Annotated in this window: 12 protein-coding genes; 5 read left to right on the forward strand and 7 right to left on the reverse strand. The window is 70.0% G+C overall.

Annotation, left to right across the window (positions count from 1 at the left end; genetic code table 11):
- Positions 1 to 14: 14 nt before the first annotated feature.
- Both Q664_RS28970 and uvrA read right to left on the reverse strand, forming a co-directional pair.
- Complete coding sequence (locus Q664_RS28970; RefSeq protein WP_043403012.1) at positions 15 to 701, reverse strand: hypothetical protein; 687 nt, start codon at positions 699 to 701, stop codon at positions 15 to 17.
- A gap of 87 nt (positions 702 to 788) precedes the next feature.
- Positions 789 to 3674: an excinuclease ABC subunit UvrA gene (gene uvrA / locus Q664_RS28975; protein ID WP_043403015.1), complete on the reverse strand. Its 2886-nt coding sequence runs from the start codon at positions 3672 to 3674 to the stop codon at positions 789 to 791.
- A gap of 174 nt (positions 3675 to 3848) precedes the next feature.
- Between uvrA and Q664_RS28980 the strand changes: the two genes are divergently transcribed.
- From Q664_RS28980 to Q664_RS28990, 3 genes are all read left to right on the forward strand, one after another.
- Complete coding sequence (locus Q664_RS28980; RefSeq protein WP_043403017.1) at positions 3849 to 4745, forward strand: DMT family transporter; 897 nt, start codon at positions 3849 to 3851, stop codon at positions 4743 to 4745.
- A 292-nt stretch (positions 4746 to 5037) separates the two neighbouring features.
- Positions 5038 to 8004, forward strand: a complete 2967-nt coding sequence (locus tag Q664_RS28985; RefSeq protein ID WP_043403018.1) for a choice-of-anchor D domain-containing protein — start codon at positions 5038 to 5040, stop codon at positions 8002 to 8004.
- Between the two features lie 123 nt (positions 8005 to 8127).
- Complete coding sequence (locus Q664_RS28990; protein WP_043403021.1) at positions 8128 to 9039, forward strand: metallophosphoesterase family protein; 912 nt, start codon at positions 8128 to 8130, stop codon at positions 9037 to 9039.
- A 17-nt stretch (positions 9040 to 9056) separates the two neighbouring features.
- On the opposite strand, the gene Q664_RS28995 is transcribed toward Q664_RS28990, so the two are convergent.
- The 5 genes from Q664_RS28995 to Q664_RS29015 all read right to left on the reverse strand — a co-directional run bounded on the left by Q664_RS28995 (position 9057) and on the right by Q664_RS29015 (position 12231).
- The gene (locus tag Q664_RS28995) at positions 9057 to 9386 is read right to left on the reverse strand and encodes a hypothetical protein (RefSeq protein ID WP_152622399.1); all 330 of its coding nucleotides are present in this window, start codon (positions 9384 to 9386) and stop codon (positions 9057 to 9059) included.
- Complete coding sequence (locus tag Q664_RS55245) at positions 9379 to 10005, reverse strand: tlde1 domain-containing protein (RefSeq protein WP_084610433.1); 627 nt, start codon at positions 10003 to 10005, stop codon at positions 9379 to 9381. Before Q664_RS55245 ends, Q664_RS28995 begins: the two co-directional genes overlap by 8 nt.
- A gap of 123 nt (positions 10006 to 10128) precedes the next feature.
- Complete coding sequence (locus Q664_RS29005) at positions 10129 to 10710, reverse strand: hypothetical protein (RefSeq protein WP_043403027.1); 582 nt, start codon at positions 10708 to 10710, stop codon at positions 10129 to 10131.
- Positions 10711 to 10790: 80 nt separating this feature from the next.
- Positions 10791 to 11267, reverse strand: coding sequence for a hypothetical protein (locus tag Q664_RS29010; protein ID WP_152622400.1), 477 nt, complete (start codon positions 11265 to 11267; stop codon positions 10791 to 10793).
- Between the two features lie 64 nt (positions 11268 to 11331).
- Positions 11332 to 12231, reverse strand: coding sequence for a phosphatase PAP2 family protein (locus tag Q664_RS29015; RefSeq protein ID WP_043403291.1), 900 nt, complete (start codon positions 12229 to 12231; stop codon positions 11332 to 11334).
- A gap of 52 nt (positions 12232 to 12283) precedes the next feature.
- On the opposite strand from Q664_RS29015, the gene Q664_RS29020 reads away from it, so the two are divergent.
- Complete coding sequence (locus Q664_RS29020; RefSeq protein WP_043403030.1) at positions 12284 to 15535, forward strand: PD-(D/E)XK nuclease family protein; 3252 nt, start codon at positions 12284 to 12286, stop codon at positions 15533 to 15535.
- Positions 15528 to 19199: a UvrD-helicase domain-containing protein gene (locus Q664_RS29025; protein ID WP_043403032.1), complete on the forward strand. Its 3672-nt coding sequence runs from the start codon at positions 15528 to 15530 to the stop codon at positions 19197 to 19199. The genes Q664_RS29020 and Q664_RS29025 overlap by 8 nt, the downstream gene beginning before the upstream one ends.
- Positions 19200 to 19225 lie beyond the last annotated feature (26 nt).

Genomic DNA, 19225 nt, shown 5'->3' on the forward strand with positions numbered 1-19225 from the left:
GCTCCTGGTCCTCCCTACTGCTTGTACTCGTACTCGCCGCCCGGATAGACGAAGGAATCGCGCGGCGCGTACCAGCACCAGCCCTCCACCTTTTGCAGGGGGCTCGCGGGCCGCAGCGCGTAGACGGGGTGGTCCTTGGCGAGGAACTCGAGCGACACCAGCTCGAAGGGGGAGGCCAGCTCACCCACGTAGGGGTAGTTGCCGGCCACGAGCTTGCCCTTCAACTGCTTCACGTAGGTGAGGTGCCCGCGCGCCACCGAGGCGATCTTCGCGCCCACCCTGGCCACCGTGCGGATGATGGGGGTGCCATCCACGCGCGTGGTGGCCACCAGCTCGCCCCCGTTGAGCTCCAGCGTCGTGGTTCCCGGGGACGCGGGGACGCCGCGCTCGCGGACGTAGTTGCGCACGTGCTCCGAGGAGTTGAAGTAGTGCGTGAAGAAGCGCGAGGGCGTCACTCCATCCGGAGCGGTGCGGCCCGCGAGGTCCAACCCCAGGTACGTGAGCGAGTAGGCGCCGAAGCTCGAGGTCTGAGCCTCGGAGTCGACGATGTACTGGTTCATGTAGATGGCGCGGTTGGTGGCGGGCTGGAGACCCCTGGGCAGCAGCGCGGCGGCGGCGTGCGGGTCCGCGGGAATCCAGCTCGAGTACAGCATGCGGCTGTTGATGACGAGCTGTGGTGCGGCGAGAGATGACTCGGACACGTGTACTCCCCCCTGCGAGTGTGGTGGAGGCCAATGCCAGCGCAGGAGGGAGGGGCGGCGCAAGTCAAGAGCGCCGGGTGGGTCCGGTCAGGCGGCGGGAGCGGCCGATTCGGGGGGCTTGCGGCCCACGCGATTCTTCCGCGACTTCGTCAGCACGTGCTTGAGGTAGCGCCCGGTGTGGCTCTCCTTCACCTCCGCCACCTGCTCGGGCGTGCCCGTGGCCAGCAGCTGGCCGCCGCCCGCGCCGCCCTCGGGCCCCATGTCGATGAGCCAGTCCGCGCTCTTGATGACGTCCAGGTTGTGCTCGATGACGAGCACCGTGTTGCCCGCCTCCACCAGCCGGTTGAGCACGTGCAACAGCTTGCGGATGTCCTCGAAGTGCAGACCCGTGGTGGGCTCGTCGAGGATGTACAGCGTGCGGCCCGTGGCCACGCGCGCCAGCTCTCGCGCCAGCTTGATGCGCTGCGCCTCGCCACCCGACAGCGTGGGCGAGCTCTGCCCCAGCCGGATGTAGCCCAGGCCCACGTCCTCCAGCGTCTGCAGCACGCGCATGATGTCCTTGTGCGCGCTGAAGTGCAGCATCGCCTCGCGCACGCTCATCTCGAGCACCTCGGCGATGTTCTTCCCCTTGTAGCGCACCCGCAGCGTGGCCTCGTTGAAGCGCTTGCCGTTGCACACCTCGCACGGCACGTACACGTCCGCCAGGAAGTGCATCTCCACCAGCTTCACGCCATCGCCCTCGCACGCCTCGCAGCGTCCGCCCTTGATGTTGAAGGAGAAGCGTCCCGGCGTGTACCCGAACGCCCGCGCCTCCGGCGTCATCGCGAACACGTCGCGGATGGAGTCGAAGAGCTTCGTGTACGTGGCCGGGTTGCTGCGCGGCGTCCGTCCGATGGGCCGCTGGTCGATGTCGATGACCTTGTCCAGGTTCTCCAGCCCGGTGATGGCCTTGTGCTTGCCCGGTACCTCGCGGCTCTCGTACAGCATGCGCGCCGCGGCGGGGTAGAGGATCTCATTGATGAGCGTGGACTTGCCCGCGCCCGACACGCCCGTCACCGCCACGAACATCCCGAGCGGAATCTCCACCGTGACGTCCTTGAGGTTGTTCTCCTTGGCGCCCTGGATGACCACCTTCGTCTTGCCGGGCACGCGGCGCTGCTCGGGGACCGCTATCTCCTTGCGGCCGGAGAGGTACGCGCCCGTGGAGCTCTTCTCGTTGGCCATCACCTGCGCCGGCGTGCCCTCGGCCACCACCTGGCCGCCCAGCTCGCCCGCGCCCGGCCCGAAGTCCACCAGCCAGTCCGCCTCCTCCATCGTCTCCTCGTCGTGCTCCACCACCACGACGGAGTTGCCCAGGTCCCTCAGCCGCTTGAGCGTGGCCAGCAGCTTGCCGTTGTCCCGCTGGTGCAGGCCGATGGACGGCTCGTCGAGGATGTAGATGACGCCCGTGAGCTCGCTGCCCATCTGCGACGCCAGCCGGATGCGCTGGCTCTCGCCGCCGGACAGCGTGGACGCCGTGCGGTCCAGCGTCAGGTACGACAGGCCCACGTCCTCCAGGAAGCCCAGGCGGCTGCGGATCTCCTTCAGCAGCTCGGTGGCGATCTTCCGCTCCGTCTCCGTGAGCTGCATGTCCTTGAGCCAGCGCAGCGCGTCGCCGATCGTCTGCCGGCTCAGGTCCACGATGGAGCGCCCGTGCACCTTCACCGCCCGGCTCTCCGGCTTCAGGCGTGCCCCATCACACGTGGGGCACGGCTTGTCGCTGAAGAACTTCTGGTAGTAGGTGCGCATCGCCTCGGACGTGGTCGTCTTGAAGCCGCGCATCAGCCGGTTGACCAGGCCTTCCCACTCCATCTCGTAGCGGCCGCCATCGCCCCACTTCACGGTGAAGCGCTTGCCCTCGGCGCCGTACATCAGGATCTTCTTCGCCTTCGCCGGCAGCTTGCCGTAGGGCGTGTCCAGGTCGATGTCGAAGTTCTCGGCCAGGCTCTCCACGAAGTCCGCCGTCCAGCCCTCGCCCTTGTTCATGCCGCTGGCCCACGGCTCCACCGCGCCGTCGCGCAGGCTGCGCGAGGGGTCCGGGACGATTCGCTCCGGATCCATCTCCGCCTTGGTGCCCAGGCCGTTGCAGTCCGAGCACATGCCCAGCGGGTTGTTGAAGGAGAACGAGGACGGGCTCAGCTCGCCGAAGGACAGGCCGCACGCGTGGCAGGCGTTGAGCTCGCTCATGATGCGATCGCTCGCGATGCTGCCCGTCTCATCCGTGATGATGAGCATGCCCTTGCCCTCGCGCAGCGCCGTCTCCACCGCGTCGGTGAGCCGCGTGCGCACCTCCGGCTTGAGCACCAGCCGGTCGATGATGAGCGCGATGTCGTGCTTGGACTTCTTGTCCAGCTCGATGCGCTCCTCCAGGCTCTTCACCTTGCCGTCCACGCGCGCGCGGGAGAAACCGCGCTTCTGCGCCTCGGTGAGGATGTCCTTGTGCTCGCCCTTGCGGTTGGTGACCACGGGCGCCAGCACCATCACCTTGGTGCCCGCGGGCGACTCCATCAGCGTGTCGACGATCTGCTGGGCGCTCTGCTTGCCCACGCGCTTGCCGCAGTTGGGGCAGTGCTGCACGCCCACGGAGGCGAAGAGCACGCGCAGGTAGTCATGCACCTCGGTGACGGTGCCCACCGTCGAGCGCGGGTTGTTGCTGGCCGCCTTCTGCTCGATGGAGATGGTGGGCGACAGGCCCCGGATGGTGTCGTACTTGGGCTTCTCCATCTGCCCGAGGAACTGCCGTGCGTACGCGGAGAGGCTCTCCACGTAGCGGCGCTGGCCCTCGGCGTAGAGCGTGTCGAACGCCAGCGAGCTCTTCCCCGAGCCGGAGACGCCGGTGAACACCACCAGCTTCTTCTTCGGAATCTCCAGGGAGATGTTCTTGAGGTTGTGCTCCTTGGCTCCACGGATGGAGATGACGTCTGGCTCGGACATGGGGGCGCGATCTACCACTGAAAGGGCGCGCAGGTAGGGGATTCTGGCGCGCGTGCCGTTGAATGAGCTTCAACACCTGGAGTTTCAACGTGCATCCCTCCGCCGCCCGGGTGGAGAGCGGGCAGGCGGGAGGGGCTGGGGAGGCGGCCGGTTCCGCGTTAGGGTGCCGGGCCCATGCCCTCCATCCCCGAGCGCCTGCGCGGCTCGCCGCTGCTCGTCATCTCCAGCCTCATGTTCGCCGTGATGGCCTTCTGCGCGCGCACGGTGGCGGGCCGGTTGTCGGTGGGGCAGGTGGTGTGCGCCCGCTTCGCCATCGGCCTCGTCTTCCTCGCCTTCTACTTCCCGCTCACCCGCACCCGTCCACGCATGGGACGGCCCGTGTTGTGGACCCTGCGCGGCCTCTTCGGCGGGGGCTCCGTCTACTGCTACTTCGTGGCCATCGATCGGCTCGCGGTGGGGCCGGCCACGCTGCTCAACGCCTGCTGGCCCATCTGCGCCGCCATCCTCGGCATCTTCATCCTCGGCGAGCGCGTGAATGGCTACCTGGCCACCGGGCTGCTGGCCACCACCTGTGGAGCGGGGCTCGTCATCTGGAGCACCGTGCGGGGCGGCCTGGCGCTCACCTCGGGCGTGGGCGCGTGGGCCGGGGTGGCCTCCGCGCTCCTCAGTGGCGCGGCCGTCATCGCCCTGCGCGCCCTGCGCGGTGACACCGACGCCGCCTCCATCTTCCTCTCCTTCTGTCTCTTCGGGCTGCTCTTCGGCCTGCCCTTCGCCCTGCAGGACTGGCGGCCCGTGACTCCGGACATGGTGTGGCCGCTGCTCGGCGTGGGCCTGTCCTCCTTCGTGGCGCAGATGATCTTCACCTACGCCATGGGCTACGTGACGGCCGCGGCCGGGGGCATCACCACGCAGCTCACCCCGGCCTTCTCCTGGCTGCTCGGCGCGCTGCTGCTGGGCGAGCCCCTCCGTCCGCTCGCCATGGTGGGCTCCCTGGTGTGCATGGGTGGTGTGCTGTGGGGGACGGGGCTGGTCCCTCGCCTGCTCCTACCGGATGTCCGACCCGTGCCCTGAGCGGGGAGTCCGGGGGAGTGGGTGTTTCCCTTTTTCGCCTCCGAGCCTTCCGGTTTTTTCCCGTCACCTGCCGAGCACTCCGGAAATCTTTTCAACGAGGCAGGGCCGCAGGGGCAGGGTGATGCCCACTGGAGTCCAATACTTTTCCCCGTAGTCCCTCGACTTGTCACAGCGCTGGGTAATTCCGGGGTGCCGCGTCGCGGCGGGCCCCGGGGTTGCAAGAGCCCTCACCCAAGGTGTGGCTGGTGATCGCGCGGGTGGCGTGTGCGCTCGCCGATTCGGGGAGGCTGCGATGTTGGGATTGCGGTGGGTGTGCGTGGCCGCGTGCCTGATGGCGCTGGTGGGGGCGGGCTGTGAGCGGCCGTCATCGCATCGGGCTCCGTCGGGGCTGGGGGCGTCACCGGAGAAGCTGGAGTTCGGGCTCTCGGCGGTGGGCGTGACCAAGACGATGAAGGTCCGGCTGTCCAACCGGGGCCGCGCGCCCTTCATGGTGCACGGAGCGCGGGCCACCCTGCCCAACGTGGAGGTGGCGCCCTTCGACGCCTTCGAGCTGAAGGCCGGCGGGGAGCGCGAGGTGGAGGTGCGCTTCACGGCGGACGTAGAGGGCACGGTCTCCGGCCTGCTGGAGGTGCTCACCGACGCGGACAACGTGGGCAGCGAGGGCGTGGCGAAGCTCGGCCTGGATGGGCAGGGCGTGAAGGCGTTCGTGGAGGTGCCGGGACGCGCGCTCGAGTTCGGCAACGTGGAGCTGGGCCAGGTGGAGATGCGGGAGTTCGTGGTGCGCAACCCCACGCCGGTGGAGACGCCGGTGCGCGTGTCCTTCGAAGGGGCGGACGCGGATCAGTTCGGCTCGAGCGAGGCGGACCAGCCCTTCGTGCTGCGGCCGGGAGAGGAGCGCCGGGTGCCGTTGGCCTTCAGTCCGCAGCGGCTGGGCGCGGCGGCGGCGCAGGTGCGCGTGGGGGTGGAGTGCCCCATGTGCGAGCCCATCGTCGTGTCGCTGTCGGGCACGGGCATCGCCACGCTGCTGGAGGTGACGCCGCTGCGGGTGGACTTCGGCCGCGTGCCGGTGGGGGCCACCGCCGAGGAGCGCGTCATCGTGCGCAACCTGGGCACCGAGCCCATGGCGTACGGCGGGGTGAGGCTGCTGGACAACGCGGGCAATGTCTTCCGCGTGGTGAGCGCGCCCGCGGTGGGCGCCGGGGTGCTGGCCTCGGGGGCGGTGGCGGAGATTCGCGTGGCCTTCTCGCCCACGGCTCCTGGCCCGGTGCGCGAGGCGCGGCTGGAGCTGGACGTGCGGCCCATGGGCACCACGAAGCCGGGCCCCAAGGTGTCGCTGCGGGGCGAGGTGGGCAACTCGTGCGTGGTGCTGCAGCCGGATCCGCTCGACTTCGGCGTGGTGGCCGAGGGCATGAGCGCCACCCGGGACGTGCAGGTCATCAACCGCTGCCGCAACGACGTGCTGCTGAGCGACGTGACGCTCACCACGAAGAAGGGGGGCTACTTCCTGCTGGCGACGGCGCCCGCCAGCCTGCCCATTCCCGCGGGTCAGTCCGTCGCCGTGCCCATCACCTTCAGGCCGCGCGCCGGCCAGGGCGAGGGGGAGGCGGAGCTGTCCGCGAAGATCCTCAACGGCACCAGCACCTCCACCGAGGTGGTGCGGATGAAGGGCGCGGGCAAGGTGTTCGAGCCCTGCGATTACGTGTTGGAGCCGGAGGTGGTGGAGTTCGGCAGCGTGCCGGTGGGCTCCGAGGTGACGCTGGGCGCGTCGGTGCGCAACGCCGGTACCTCCGAGTGCTTCCTCCAGGGGATGCAGGTGGCGGGAGGCTCGGATGACGCCTTCCGGGCGGAGCGGCTGGGCAACCAGGTGCTGAGGCCGGGACAGCGCGCGCGGCTGCTGGTGCGCTTCAAGCCGGGAGCGGAAGGGGAGTTCTCCGGCATGGCGGAGGGGTGGGTGAACAACCCCAGCGCCGGCCACCTGCTGGTGCCGCTGCATGGCCAGGGCGTGCAGGGGTGCTTCTCGGTGCAGCCCACCAGCCTGGACTTCGGCGTCACCCGGCTCACCTGCGGCCCGCGTGAGCGCGAGCTCATCGTCTACAACGACTGCCCCGGGCCCACCACCCTCCGGGCCCTGCGCACCGAGGGCGACGCCGCCGACTTCAAGGTGTCCCACGGCTTCACGTTCCCGGCGGAGCTCGCCGCCAGGAGCAGGGCCACCGTCAAGGTGACGTACGAGCCGTCCAGTGACGGGGATGACGCCGCCGCGCTGCGGTTCGACCTGGCCACGGGCGCGCCCTACACGGTGGGCCTGGTGGGCAAGGGCGAGCTGAAGAACGAGCAGACGGACGAGTTCGTCCAGGAGTCGCAGGCCAAGGTGGACGTGCTCTTCGTGGTGGACAACTCGGGCTCGATGATGGACGAGCAGCAGAGCCTGGGCTCCAACTTCTCGGCCTTCCTCTCCCACGCGGGCAAGGCGGGCGTGGACTACCACATCGCCGTCACCACCACGGGTATCGAGCGCTCCTCGGGCGGCTGGGCGACGTGCCCGGGTGGTGCCGAGGGCGGTGAGAATGGCCGCTTCTTCCCCGTGGACAACTCCTCGCCCCGCATCATCAAGCCCACCACGCCCGCGGCCGAGGCCGTCTTCGTGCGCAACACCAACGTGGGCGTGTGCCACTGGAACGAGCAGGGCCTGGAGGCCATGTACCAGGCCCTGTCGCCTCCGCTCGTGTTCTCCGGGGATGATCCGCGCACGCCGCAGGCGCTGGACGGCAACGCCGGCTTCCTGCGCGAGGACGCCAAGCTGGCCATCATCGCCGTCACCGACGAGGAGGACTTCTCGCCGCAGCCGGTGGCCGCCTACGAGACGTTCCTGCTGGGCCTCAAGGGGGGGGATCGCTCCAAGATTCTCTTCTCCGCCATCACCGGGCCGGGCGACCTGACCACCTGCCCGCGGGCCAGCAGCACCGGCAGCCGTTACATCCAACTGGCCCAGTCCACCGGCGGCGTGGTGGAGAGCATCTGCACGCCCAACTGGGCCGAGTCCCTGGAGCGCATCTCGGAGAACGCCTTCGGTCCCAACCGCTCCTTCCCGCTCAGCGAGACGCCCTCGGACACCTCGCGCATCGTGGTGCGCGTGGATGGGGTGGTGGTGACGGACGGGTGGACGTACGACGCGACCACCAACAGCGTCATCTTCGACGTGGACAAGGCGCCGCAGGCCGGGGCGTCCGTGCAGATCACCTACCCGGTGGGTTGCTAGCACCGGCAGTGTGAGGGGCTCGAGCGGGGGCGCTCCTGGCGGGGCGCCCCTTCTCATTTTTGACACACCGCGCGGTAAACCCACTCGACAGGACGAGAGGGGCGGGGCAGGGTGGTGGGTACGATGGCTCCGGAATCCCTCCTGGTCGCCGCAGTGGGAGACATCCACGGCCGCTTCCGCCGCGTGGAAACGTGGCTGGACGCGCTGGCGGAGGCGCGGGGCCGGCCGGTGGGGCTGGTGCTGGCCGTGGGAGACGTGGAGGCCTTCCGGCACGCGGACGATCATCGGCGCAAGGCGGCCAAGCGCGGCATGCCCGCCGAGTTCGCCGAGTACGCGGACGGCGTCCGGGAGATGAAGCGGCCGTTGTACTTCATCGCCGGAAACAACGAGGACTTCGAGGCGCTGCACGACGCTCCGGAGGGTTTCCAGCTCGCGCCCAACGTGCACTACCTGGGGCGTGCGGGCCTGAAGGAGCTGCGCGGGCTGCGGGTGGGGTACCTGTCGGGCATCCACGCGCCGCGCTTCTATGAGCAGCCGCTGAAGCGTCCGCGCTCGTTGGATACGGCGAAGCAGGCCGGGTACTTCCGCGCGCCCGAGGTGGAGAAGGTGGCGGCGCTGCGGGACATGGATCTGCTGCTGGTGCACGAGTGGCCGCGAGGGCTGCCGCAGCGGGCGCAGGAGCGGGAGGTGCCACCGCCGGGCCGTCCGCTGCCCTCGTACTGGATTGGCAACCCCATCACCCGGCGGCTGGTGGAGACGGTGCACCCGAAGTGGGTGCTGTGCGGGCACTCGCACCGGGCCTTCGCGGTGTCACTCGGGGGCAACGCGGCCAGGCCCCTGTCGCGCGTGGCGTGCCTGGACCAGGCGGCTCGGCCCGAGGAGTCGGTGTTCTGGATGGAGTTCCAGGGCCGCGAGGTGGTGTGCGCCGGGTGGGGTGTTTCTGGCCAGGTGTCGTGGCGGGCCGGGCAGCCGTGGGGCCTGGGGGTGCTGCCGGCGCCCCTGGATACCGAGCCCCTGGGCACCACCGGCTACTGACGCGCGCCGGTGAGGCGTCAGTGCCCTCCGCCGAGCAGGCCCACGAAGACGACGGCGTCCAGGAGCACCACGCCCAGCCCGAGCCACATCCGACGGATGGGTGTCCGGGCCACGAAGGTCATCACCAGTCCGCCGCACAGCAGCAGCGCCTCGAGGAGGAGGAGTCCTGCGTAGTGGAGGCTCGAGCGGTAGCGAAGGCCGCCCACCTCCGTGCCGAAGCGGTACTCCTCCGGGTGGAGCAGGTAGGAGGCCAGCGTCGCCCCGCAGAGCGCCAGCAGCAGGAGGAGGAGCACCCGGAGCAACCCGTTGAGCCACCGGAGCCAGCGCGAGGCCGGTGGGCTATTCATATTTCACGGTCAGGTCCATGTCCTTGCCATAGGCCCGGAACATCTTGACGAAGTTGGGCATCTGGCCCACCAGGTCGATGCATCCGGCGGAACCCGGGCTGTCGCCTCCATGGATGGAGAACCCGCTGCGGCCGTAGGTCTTCGTCCCGGACTTGGGTTTCAGCCAGATGCGGTGCTTGCCCCAGGAGCTTTCACCCCCCGGCCAGCCGCCGCGTCCCAGCTCGTTGATCAACTTGTCGAGCAGGCTGCGCTCCGGCATCGGCTGGTACTCCCCCTGGGAGACGAGCCACTCTCCCTCGGGAATGGGCCCCTTGTCCGCCTTCTCCTGGTGCTCCTTGGTCTGGTAGCCGCTCCTTCCCGAGACCGCCGGCCAGCTGGTGGCGGAGATCTTGTCGGGGAAGGCCTGCCTCCAGCGCAGCATGTGGCCGTTGAAGTGGAGCGTGGCGGGCTCCACGGAGGCCCGGGGCGCCATGATGCGGGCGAGCTGTTGGATGACCTGCTCGTCGGTCAGCGAGGAGACCTGGACGGTGGGCGCCGAGGTGGTGAGCAACTGCCTCGCCTTCTGCATGCCCATGGGGGCGCTGCGAATGATGTGCATCTGTTGCCCTGTCCAGGACATGCCGTGCTCCTCCAGCTTCGGTAGGCCGCGATCAGGTGAACTCAGTGGCTTTCGTCGAGCACGTCAAGTGCGGAATGGCGCCTCGGCGTGGGGGCACGGAACCGCCCGGAGTCCTGAGGCGCATCACCAGCGGTGCCAGGTGAAGAGGCAGTCGATGAGCTGGGCCTTGCCTACCTCCCAATTGGCCGTGCGCGGGACGAGGTCTGGCACAGGAGTGAGGAGGATATCGTTGGACAGGCGGGTGAAACCGAAGGTGGACTCGATGAGTCCGGCGAGCCTCGCCTCGTGCGATTGGAATTCAGGGGGGAAGGGGGGAAAGCGCAGCCAGTAGTCCGCTCCGGGCAGGCTCTTGTCCGTGTGAGAGGCGTAGAGGGCATACACCGGGGCGAGCTGGCTCAGCAGCGCGACGACGCAGTCGTCACGAGGCCCCCCTGGCTTGAATCCCGGGAGGGAGACCCGAACGCTGTAACAGGGGTCATGGTAGGGAACGGTCGTGTCCCAGAGATGGCTGTTGGGAAACGTTTCACGAAGCTGCTGGATGAAGCCCGTCCAGGCAGGTGAAGGTGTCACATGGGCGTGGACCAGCGCGGTGAGGCGCTGGCCTTCTTCTGACGCGTCGTAGCGAGGATCCTCGTTGAGAAGGCCAGCCGGGTGGTAGCGGTGGACGAGGTGGACGAGCTCGTCGGCTGTTGGTTTCGGATTCATGAACGGGGTCCTCTAGAAGTGACTCTGGAGAGGACGTTGGACCCTTCTTCCGTGGCCGAGACGCACGGAGGGCTCTGTTGTCATGGAAACGTCATCGGGTTGATGCCAGATGTCCGGAATTTGGTGACGGTTGCACCCGGAATCGGGCCGGACACCTTGTCCGTCAGGATGCTCTGCATGTGCTCCCTGAATTTGATGCAGGCCAGGGCGGTTGGCTGGTGCTCCCTCAGGACACGACGTGCGGCATGGTCCGCCGCCTTGGCGGCTTCCACTTGTGCGAATTCATTCGTCACCCAGACATCCCCATACTTTTCCGGGACGCCCACTTCGATGTCGCAGGTAGCGGTTGCGGAGAACATCGGGGAAATCCTGCCCAGCAGGATGAGCACCTGGGCGACCTTCCATCCTCCTCCGTCTGGCCCGGTATAGGGCACGACGGGGCTGAACTGGAACATGGACGGCGAGATGTGGCCGCCGACGCAACCAAGCTGGCAGGTGCCGAGGGCTGCCAGTAACAGCAGGACCACTCGTCCAGTGAATGATGGCTGGATGTGCATGTGACCTCCCTGCCAGCAGTGACTCCACTGGGAAGGCTGGATGGCCTTTCCCCACCCAGGCGGCTCAGAACTGCCCGGAGAACACCACGCCGCCGAGGCCGCCGGACACGTTCATCGACATGCGCGCGGCCCGGGTCGCCGGCGCCTCCTGGCGGCCATGGAGCAACAGGGGCATGCCCACGCCGAAGAGGGTGCCCGCGGCGGCGCCCACCAGCACGTCCGTGAGGTAGTGCTTGTCCGCGCCCATGCGCAGCAGCCCGATGGAGGCCGCCGCCGGCAGCCCCACCGCCCAGATGAGCCAGCGGTTCTTGTAGCCACGCAGCTCGGACACCGTGCCCGCCGCCGTGACGAGCGCGAAGGCCATGTTGGTGTGCCCGCTGTAGAAGGACAGGTTGTTGTCGGTGGGGTGTTTGGTGAGGGGCTTCTGGTCCTCGGGCAGCACGTGGACGAAGGGGCGCTCGCGGCCCACCGAGAACTTCACCACCTGGTTCACCAGCGCGGCCACCGCCGCCGTCTCGATGATGATGGTGGCGTCCTCCGCGTAGTAGCGCGGCGGCGCGCCGCTCCCCGAGGACAACAGGTACTGCCCCCCGAGCACGCCGGCCGGGAGCAGGCCGAAGCCCCCGATGTTGCTCCACAGATCCCAGCGGTCACGCCCCTCGGGCGTTTCCGCCGCCACGCCTCGTCCCCACCGGTCCAGCGCGTTGAGGGTGTCCGTCCCATCCGCCGCGCGGTCGCACCAGCGGCAGGTCGCCGGGGCCAGCTCGTCCTTGAAGACGGTCTCGCTGGCGATCCACAGCAGTCCGGCGGTGCCGGTGATGATGCCCTCGCGCGTCCAGTTGAAGTCGAGCGCCTGGAGCGTGGGGGCGTCCGCCGCCTGCTGGGCCCCCGAGGGGAGGGCCTCGGAGGGGACTGGAGCGGCGGCCAGGGAGGCGAGCGCAAGAAAACAGAGAGCGGTAGGCATGCCGGCCAGCATAAATAGCGCCTCCGCCCCGTTCTACACTCCGCCGCCCCGTATGACCGATTCCCGCCGTACCCTCCAGGTCTTCCCCGACAATGGCCGCCGTCAAGCCGCCCTGCGCGCGGCTCGCGGCCATGCGGGAGTCGTGCGTGGAGAAGCCTTCCTGACCTGGGAGGGCTTCCTCGACGCGCTCGGAGGGGCGCGGGAGCTGGGGCGCCGTCCGTGCTCGCCCGTCGTGGCGCGCACCGTGGTGGCCTCGCTGGCCCAGGGCTTGAGCGAGACGCCCTTCGGCGACTACGTGCACGAGCCCGCCTTCGCCCGCGCCGCGCTGGAGGTGCTGCTGGACCTCAAGGCCGGTCGGCTCTCCCCTCGGGAGCTGCAGGACGCGCTGGAGGTGCTCCCTCCCGAGCGGCGCAACCGGGCCCGGACGCTCGCGCTGTTGCACCACGCCTACGAGCAGAAGATGGCCGAGCTGGCCCTGGCGGACCGCGAGGACGTGGTGCGTGGGGCGCGCGAGGCCCTGGAGCGTCAGGCCTGGCCCTCGGCCTGGGACGACGTGGGCGGCATCGTGCTGCACGGCATCTACGACGTGCGGCCCTCGGGGCTGGAGCTGCTGATGGCCCTGGCGGCCGTCTGTGACGCGCGCCGGGTGACGATGCGCGTGGAGACGCCGGTGGGTGGCTCGCCGGTGGCGGACGCGGCGCTGGCGGCCCTCTTCCGCGCCTTCGAGAACCGGGGCGAGACGCTGCCCCACGTGGACCTCTTCAAGGCGGACGTCACCTTCGAGTCCCGCCCCATGGTGGAGCTCGGCCGCCACCTCTTCTCGCCCCGAGCGGCGAAGGACGTGCTGAAGGACGCGGTGGAGGGCCTGCGGATGTGGAGCGCGGGCTCGGTCCGGGACGAGGCCCGGCTCATCGCCCGGGACGTGCGCCGCAAGGTGTCCGAGGGGGTGCCACCGGGGAGCATCGCCGTGGCGTGGCGCGACCTGGGCTCCGAGGCCCGCTGGGTGGCGGACGCGCTCGGCGAGCTGGGCGTCCCCGTGCGCCTGCCCTGGGGCGAGCCGCTCGCGCTGGCCGGTCCGGTGCGTCTGGCGTTGGATCTGCCGCTGCTGGTGGAGGACGGCTTCCCCGCAGAGCGCGTGGCCGAGCTGGTCTCCAGCCGTTACGCGCCCGCGCTCTCCCGGGGAGCGCCCGCGGCTCCGGCGACGCTCCTCACGCTCGCGGCCGTGCGGGATGACCGCCTGGGCGCGACGCGGGGCAAGGGCGCGTATGACCTGCGCCTGGAGTCCCTGGCGAGGCGGCTGGAGCCGTTGCCGGACCAGGTGCGGAAGAAGGAGCAGCAGCGCGCCCACGAGGCCCGGGTGCTGCGCGAGCGGTGCCTCTTCCTGTTGGAGTCCTGCCGCCGCATTCCAGAGCAGGGCCGGGTCTCGGAGCTGCTCGCCGCGTGGTGGCAGGTGGTGCGGCGGCTGGGGTTGCTGGACTCGGAGGGGGCGCTGGAGGCCACCTCGGAGGAGGGCCTGGGGGCGCTCGTGCTGGATGCGCGGGCCCGGGACGATGCCGCGCGGGCGGCGCTGGCCCAGCGGGTGCGTGAGCTGGAGCGGACGCTCGCGGCGGTGGGCGGAGGCCCCCGGCTGAAGCGGCGCACCTTCGGCCGCTGGCTGCAGGACATGATGCGCGACGTGCACCTGCCCGCGCGTGGGCCCGCGACGGGCGCCGTGGAGGTGCTGGACGTCCGCGAGCTGGAGGGGCGCACCTTCGAGCATGTCTTCATCGGAGGCCTGGCCGAGGGCCGTTTCCCCGGCCGCGAGGCGCCCAACGCGCTGCTGGGGGATACCGAGCGCATCGCCCTCAACAAGCACCTGGGCCGGGACATCTTCCGCCTCACGGGCGGCGAGTTCGAGGACCGCGCGCCCTGGCGTCTCACCGAGGATCGGCTCCTGTTCGCCAGCGTGCTGGCCGCCGCCGGGGAGACGGTGAGCCTGTCCTTCGCGGTGGAGGGGCAGGGGGGCCAGGAGCAGGCGCCTTCCACCTTCCTGGAGGAGGTGCGGCGGTTGACGGGCACTTCGTGGGAGGCGCGCTCGCTGCCGGCCATCGTGTCACTCGACGAGGTGCTCACCGAGGCGGAGCTGCGCCAGCGCGTGGTGTTGGAGTCGCTCGCGCTCCAGCGGCTGCGCGTCTCCACGCCGGACCCCGCCCGGAACGTGCTCCAGCGGCACTTCGAGGGTGCACCGTGGCTCGTCTCGGCGAAGGAGATGGTGCAGGTGGAGATCGAGCGCCTGCACTTCTTCGGCGACACGCGCAAGCGCGCGGGCCGTTACACCGGCGCGGTGGAGGATCCGGCCCTGGGCGAGGCCATCCGCGAGGCGTTCCGCTTCAACGAGGAGCGGCCGTTGTCGGCCTCGGCGCTGGCCCGCTTCGGGAACTGTGGCTTCCAGGGGTTCCTGTCCTACGGGCTCAAGGTGCCCGAGCCGGAGCAGCCGGGCGAGGAGTTCGATCGCCGGGGGCAGGGCGTCTTCTGGCACCGGGTGCTGGAGGAGTTCTTCAAGCGGCTCAAGGAGCGCAAGCTGCTGGGTCGGGGCCTGGAGGAGATACCGGAGACGCTGCTGGACGAGGTGCTGGACGAGGTGCGGGAGCACTTCGAGCAGCGGCACTACGTGGGCCACCCGGCGCTGTGGCGGCTGGCGCGCGAGCGGGCGAAGAACATGGTGCGCCGCATCCTCATGGACGAGCGGCGGGGCCTGCCCTTCGAGCGCTTCGAGCCCGCGGGCTTCGAGCTGCGCTTCGGGCCTCGCAACCCGGCGGAGGGGTGGAAGGACGTGACGCTCCAGGTGGGCGAGGACGTCATCCACTTCGAGGGCACCATCGACCGGCTGGACATGGCGGACGGCGAGGTGGGTGTCATCGACTACAAGTCCGGCAGGCTGTCGAAGTCGGAGCTGAAGAAGAAGCTGCTCGACTCGGACTTCCAGCTCCCGTTGTACCTGTACGCGGCGCGGGCGAGCGGTCACCGGAACACGCGCAATGCCGCGTGGTTCTCGCTGCGCACGGGAGACGTCATCTACCTGTCCGACGTGCTGGAGAAGGACGCCGTCGAGCTGGAGGAGCTGCTGTCCACCGAGCCCCAGGTGCGGGAGCGGTTGGCGGCGGAGGCGAAGCCCAACCTGGCCAACGCGGTGGAGGCGTTGGTGAACACCGTGAGGGCGGGGCAGTTCGCCATGAGACCGAAGGACTGCGGGAGCTGCGGCTACCGCGCCGTGTGCCGCATCACCGAGCGGCGGCTCGTGGAGGAGGAGGGTGCCCATGAGTAGGCCCTTCCACCTGGCGCTGGAGAAGAACCTCGCCCTGATGGCGGGTGCCGGCGCGGGCAAGACGTACAGCCTGGTGACGATGACGCTGCACCTGCTGGCCGGGGCGCGCGAGGGGGCGACGCCCTTGCGTCCCGCGCGGCTGTGCATGGTGACGTTCACCGACAAGGCCGCCGCGGAGATGCGTGCGCGTGTCCGGGCCCGGCTGGATGCGCTCGTGCATGCCGAGCCGAAGGTGCTGCTGGAGCCGGAGCTGCGGGCCTCGCTGGAGCGGCTGGGGCAGCCCTTCCCCACGAAGGACACGTGGCGTGCCCTGCGCGAGGAGCTGGGCTCGGCCTCGGTGGGTACCTTCCACTCGCTGTGCGGCCAGTTGCTGCGCCGTGCGCCGCCGGGCTCGGGGGTGGACGCGTCCTTCGAGGTGCTCGATGAGCTGGAGGCCCGCACCCTGGTGCTGGACGTGTGCGAGCGCGTGGTGCTGGACGCGCTGGAGGCCGGTGACGCGGGCGTGCGCGAGCTGTGCCAGGAGCTGACGTTCTCGGGCTCGGACTTCACCGAGGGCCTGGTGTCCTCGCTGTCCGCCACCTACGGCAAGTTGCGCGAGGAGGGCCTGCGCGCGGCCGAGGTCCGCATCTCCAGCGCGGAGGCGATGCGTGCCAGCTTCGAGGCGCTCGTCGAGCGGTGCCGGGGCCTGTGCGCCACGGTGAGCGAGCTGGACACCAAGAAGGGCGAGTGGCGTGAGCTGCGCGAGAAGCTCGAGGCCGCGCTGGAGGGCCTCACGCCGGAGAACTGCTTCGAACCCGAGCGGTTGCCCTCGCTGAAGGCGGCCTTCCTCGAGGATGGACGCGATGTGCGCCGGCTGAAGAAGGAGCCGGGCAACTCGATGAAGGAGCTGTACTGGGCCTTCTTCGGGAAGAGCGACGGCTCGGTGATGCGGCTGGAGGACGTGTATGCCGCGTGGCGCACGGCGCCCTTCGAGGACTCGTTCCGCTCGCTGCTCTCGCAGGTGGAGAAGCGCCACGAGGAGGAGTTCGCCCGGCGCAACGCCCTGGACTTCACCGCGCTGCTGGTGAAGACGAGGGATCTGCTGCGAGACCTCCCGGACTATCGTCGTCAGGTGCAGGAGCGCCTGGGGGCGCTGATGGTGGACGAGTTCCAGGACACCAATCGTTTGCAGCTCGATCTGGTGCTGCTGCTGGCCGAGAAGCGCGACGGAGGCCCGCGTCCGGTACGCCCGGAGGAGAGCCTGGTGGACGCGCTCCCCCTGGAGCCCGCCTTCCTGTGCGCGGTGGGTGACCGCAAGCAGTCCATCTATGAATTCCGCGGCGCGGATGTGTCCGTCTTCAAGGTGCTGTCGGACAAGATCGTCGCCGAAGGTGGCGTGCTCGATTTCATCCAGGGCAACCGGCGCTCGGTGGCGCCGATGCTCGACTTCTTCAACCAGGCCTTCCCCGGCGTGCTCAAGGCAGGCGAGGGTGGCGCGCGCCCCTACGAAGTGGTGTACGCACCCGAGCAGGATGACTTCACTCCGGTACGCAAGTCCCCGCTTCAAGCCCCGGCGGTGGAGCGGCTCGTGCTGGATGACGAGGAACTCTCCACGGGGGAGCTGCGCGCGGCGGACGCGGAGTCGGTCGCGAAGCGGTTGAAGGTGATGCTGGCCCCCGGGCCGGAGCAGATCCTCGTGGCGGTGAGCAAGGAGAGCGAGGAACTGCGCCCGGTGCGTGGCGGGGACGTGGCCATGCTCTTCCGGACCTTCACGCACCTGGAGGTGTACCGGCAGGCGCTCATCCGCCACGGCATTCCGCACCGCGTGCTGCGTGGACGTGGCTTCTACGGCGCGCAGGAGGTGCTGGACCTGGCCTCGCTGTTGTCGCTGCTGGCGGACCCCGAGGACGCGCTCGCCTTCGCGGCGGTGCTGCGTTCGCCGATGGTGGGCCTGTCGGACGCCGCGCTCTTCCGGCTCGCCGGGCCCGAGGGTCTGTCGTTGTCCGCCGTGGAGCGCGGAGGCTTCTCCTCGCTGGAGGGCCTGCCCGAGGGCGAGCGGGCACGGCTGGAGCGCTTCCTCACGGCGCTGCCGTCACTGCGGCGCGAGAGGGATCGGCTCGGAGTGCGGGCGCTGCTGCTGGCCGCGATGGAGGTGACGGGCTACCGCGAGTCGCTCGCGGGCACGCCGTACGCGGAGCAGGCGAGCGCCAACGTGGAGAAGCTGCTCGCGCTGGCGGGCCGGCGTGACGAGCGCGGCACGGGTGGCTGCGTCACCTTCGCTCGCGAGTTGCAGCGGTTGGCCAACGAGGAGCCCACGGAGGCGCAAGCGGATCTGCTGGAGGCGGGAGATCCTCGCGCGGTGCAGCTGCTCACCATCCACCGCGCCAAGGGCCTGGAGTGGCCGGTGGTGATGGTCCCGGCGCTCGGCAGCCTGCGGCGCTTCACCAGTGGACGGGCGCTCTTCGAGCGGACCCATGGCTTGTGCCTGCGGCCGTGGTTGCCGGACAGCCTCGAGAAGTACCGCTCCCCCCGTTACGACGAAGTGAAGGACGAGCTGCGGCGGCGCGAGACGGCCGAGTACAGGCGTGTTCTGTACGTCGCGCTCACCCGTGCCCGCGACAGGCTCATCCTCTCCGGCGGTGAGGAGCGCGGCGCGTCCGATTCATGGTGGTGCCTGCTCGACGAGCGGCTGGGCGAGGAGCCGCGGTTGCGCGGGCTCGTCGAGGACCTGGACGTGGAGACGTTGCCCGCGCCCCCGGAGGTGGACGAGACGGAGGACGTGGACCCGTTGGAGCAGGAGGCCCGAGTCGAGGCGGCACTGCAGCGGGTGCACGACACTCCGGCGCTGGCCACGCCCGAGGTGGCGGCGGTGGGGACCGAGGCCGTGCAGGACTTCATGGTCTGTCCGCGCCGCTACCGTTACGTGCACCAGCTCGGGCTGCGAGCGGAGGGCGCGCCGTGGGAGACACCGCCGCGCGTGTCACCGCTGTACATCGAGCGGGACGCCTGGGGCGCACCGGCGCTGGGTGTCTCGGACCGGGTGCTGGCGCTGTTGCGCGGGGTGGATTTCCGGCTCGCCGGGACTCCGCCCACGGAGCGGCGGGGCCGGCTGGAGGCGCTCGTGCGCGAGGTGGGCTGGGACCTGGGCGAGGACGGAGTGGAGGAGGCGCTGGCCACCGTGGAGCGCTTCCTGGGCACGGCGTTCGCTCGCGAACTGGCCGCCGCCCCCGTGTCGACCGTGCATCGCGCGTTGCCTTTCGTGCTGTCCCTGCCGGGAGAGGCCCCCGCGGCGCTCGAGGGCGAAGTGGACCTGCTGTGGCAGACGCCCGCGGGCGAGGCGCGGGTGGTCGTCTTCAAGCCGGGCAAGCGGCCGCCTCGAGGTGTGGAGGCGCATGCCGAGTCGCTGGCGGCCGTGCTGCTGGCCGCGCGGCGGCTGGTGCGCGAGGACGTACCCGTGGAGGTGGGGGTGGCCTTCCTGGGTGAGGACGTGCCGGAGCCGGAGTTCCCCGCCCCCGCCGTTGACATGCAAGTCATTGCCGAGCGCCTGCGGGAAGCCGCTCGGGGACTGGTGGAGGCGGATGTCCAGGGCCGCTGGCCGGGCAGGGAACCGTCCGTCTGCCAGACGTTGGCCTGTGGTTATGCCGGCCATTGCCATTCCGTGGCACTTCCCACTTCAGGCCGATGACGGCCCGTGGGGAAGCATGGTAAGCG

The organism is Archangium violaceum Cb vi76, assembly GCF_000733295.1.
Classification (GTDB): Bacteria; Myxococcota; Myxococcia; order Myxococcales; family Myxococcaceae; genus Archangium; species Archangium violaceum.

Excerpts from the sequence above, each read along its gene's own strand:
- uvrA (WP_043403015.1), bottom strand. The coding sequence starts at position 3,674 with ATGTCCGAGCCAGACGTCATCTCCATCCGTGGAGCCAAGGAGCACAAC.
- Q664_RS28980 (WP_043403017.1), top strand. The coding sequence starts at position 3,849 with ATGCCCTCCATCCCCGAGCGCCTGCGCGGCTCGCCGCTGCTCGTCATC.
- Q664_RS28985 (WP_043403018.1), top strand. The coding sequence starts at position 5,038 with ATGTTGGGATTGCGGTGGGTGTGCGTGGCCGCGTGCCTGATGGCGCTG.
- Q664_RS28990 (WP_043403021.1), top strand. The coding sequence starts at position 8,128 with ATGGCTCCGGAATCCCTCCTGGTCGCCGCAGTGGGAGACATCCACGGC.
- Q664_RS28995 (WP_152622399.1), bottom strand. The coding sequence starts at position 9,386 with ATGAATAGCCCACCGGCCTCGCGCTGGCTCCGGTGGCTCAACGGGTTG.
- Q664_RS55245 (WP_084610433.1), bottom strand. The coding sequence starts at position 10,005 with ATGTCCTGGACAGGGCAACAGATGCACATCATTCGCAGCGCCCCCATG.
- Q664_RS29005 (WP_043403027.1), bottom strand. The coding sequence starts at position 10,710 with ATGAATCCGAAACCAACAGCCGACGAGCTCGTCCACCTCGTCCACCGC.
- Q664_RS29010 (WP_152622400.1), bottom strand. The coding sequence starts at position 11,267 with ATGCACATCCAGCCATCATTCACTGGACGAGTGGTCCTGCTGTTACTG.
- Q664_RS29015 (WP_043403291.1), bottom strand. The coding sequence starts at position 12,231 with ATGCCTACCGCTCTCTGTTTTCTTGCGCTCGCCTCCCTGGCCGCCGCT.
- Q664_RS29020 (WP_043403030.1), top strand. The coding sequence starts at position 12,284 with ATGACCGATTCCCGCCGTACCCTCCAGGTCTTCCCCGACAATGGCCGC.
- Q664_RS29025 (WP_043403032.1), top strand. The coding sequence starts at position 15,528 with ATGAGTAGGCCCTTCCACCTGGCGCTGGAGAAGAACCTCGCCCTGATG.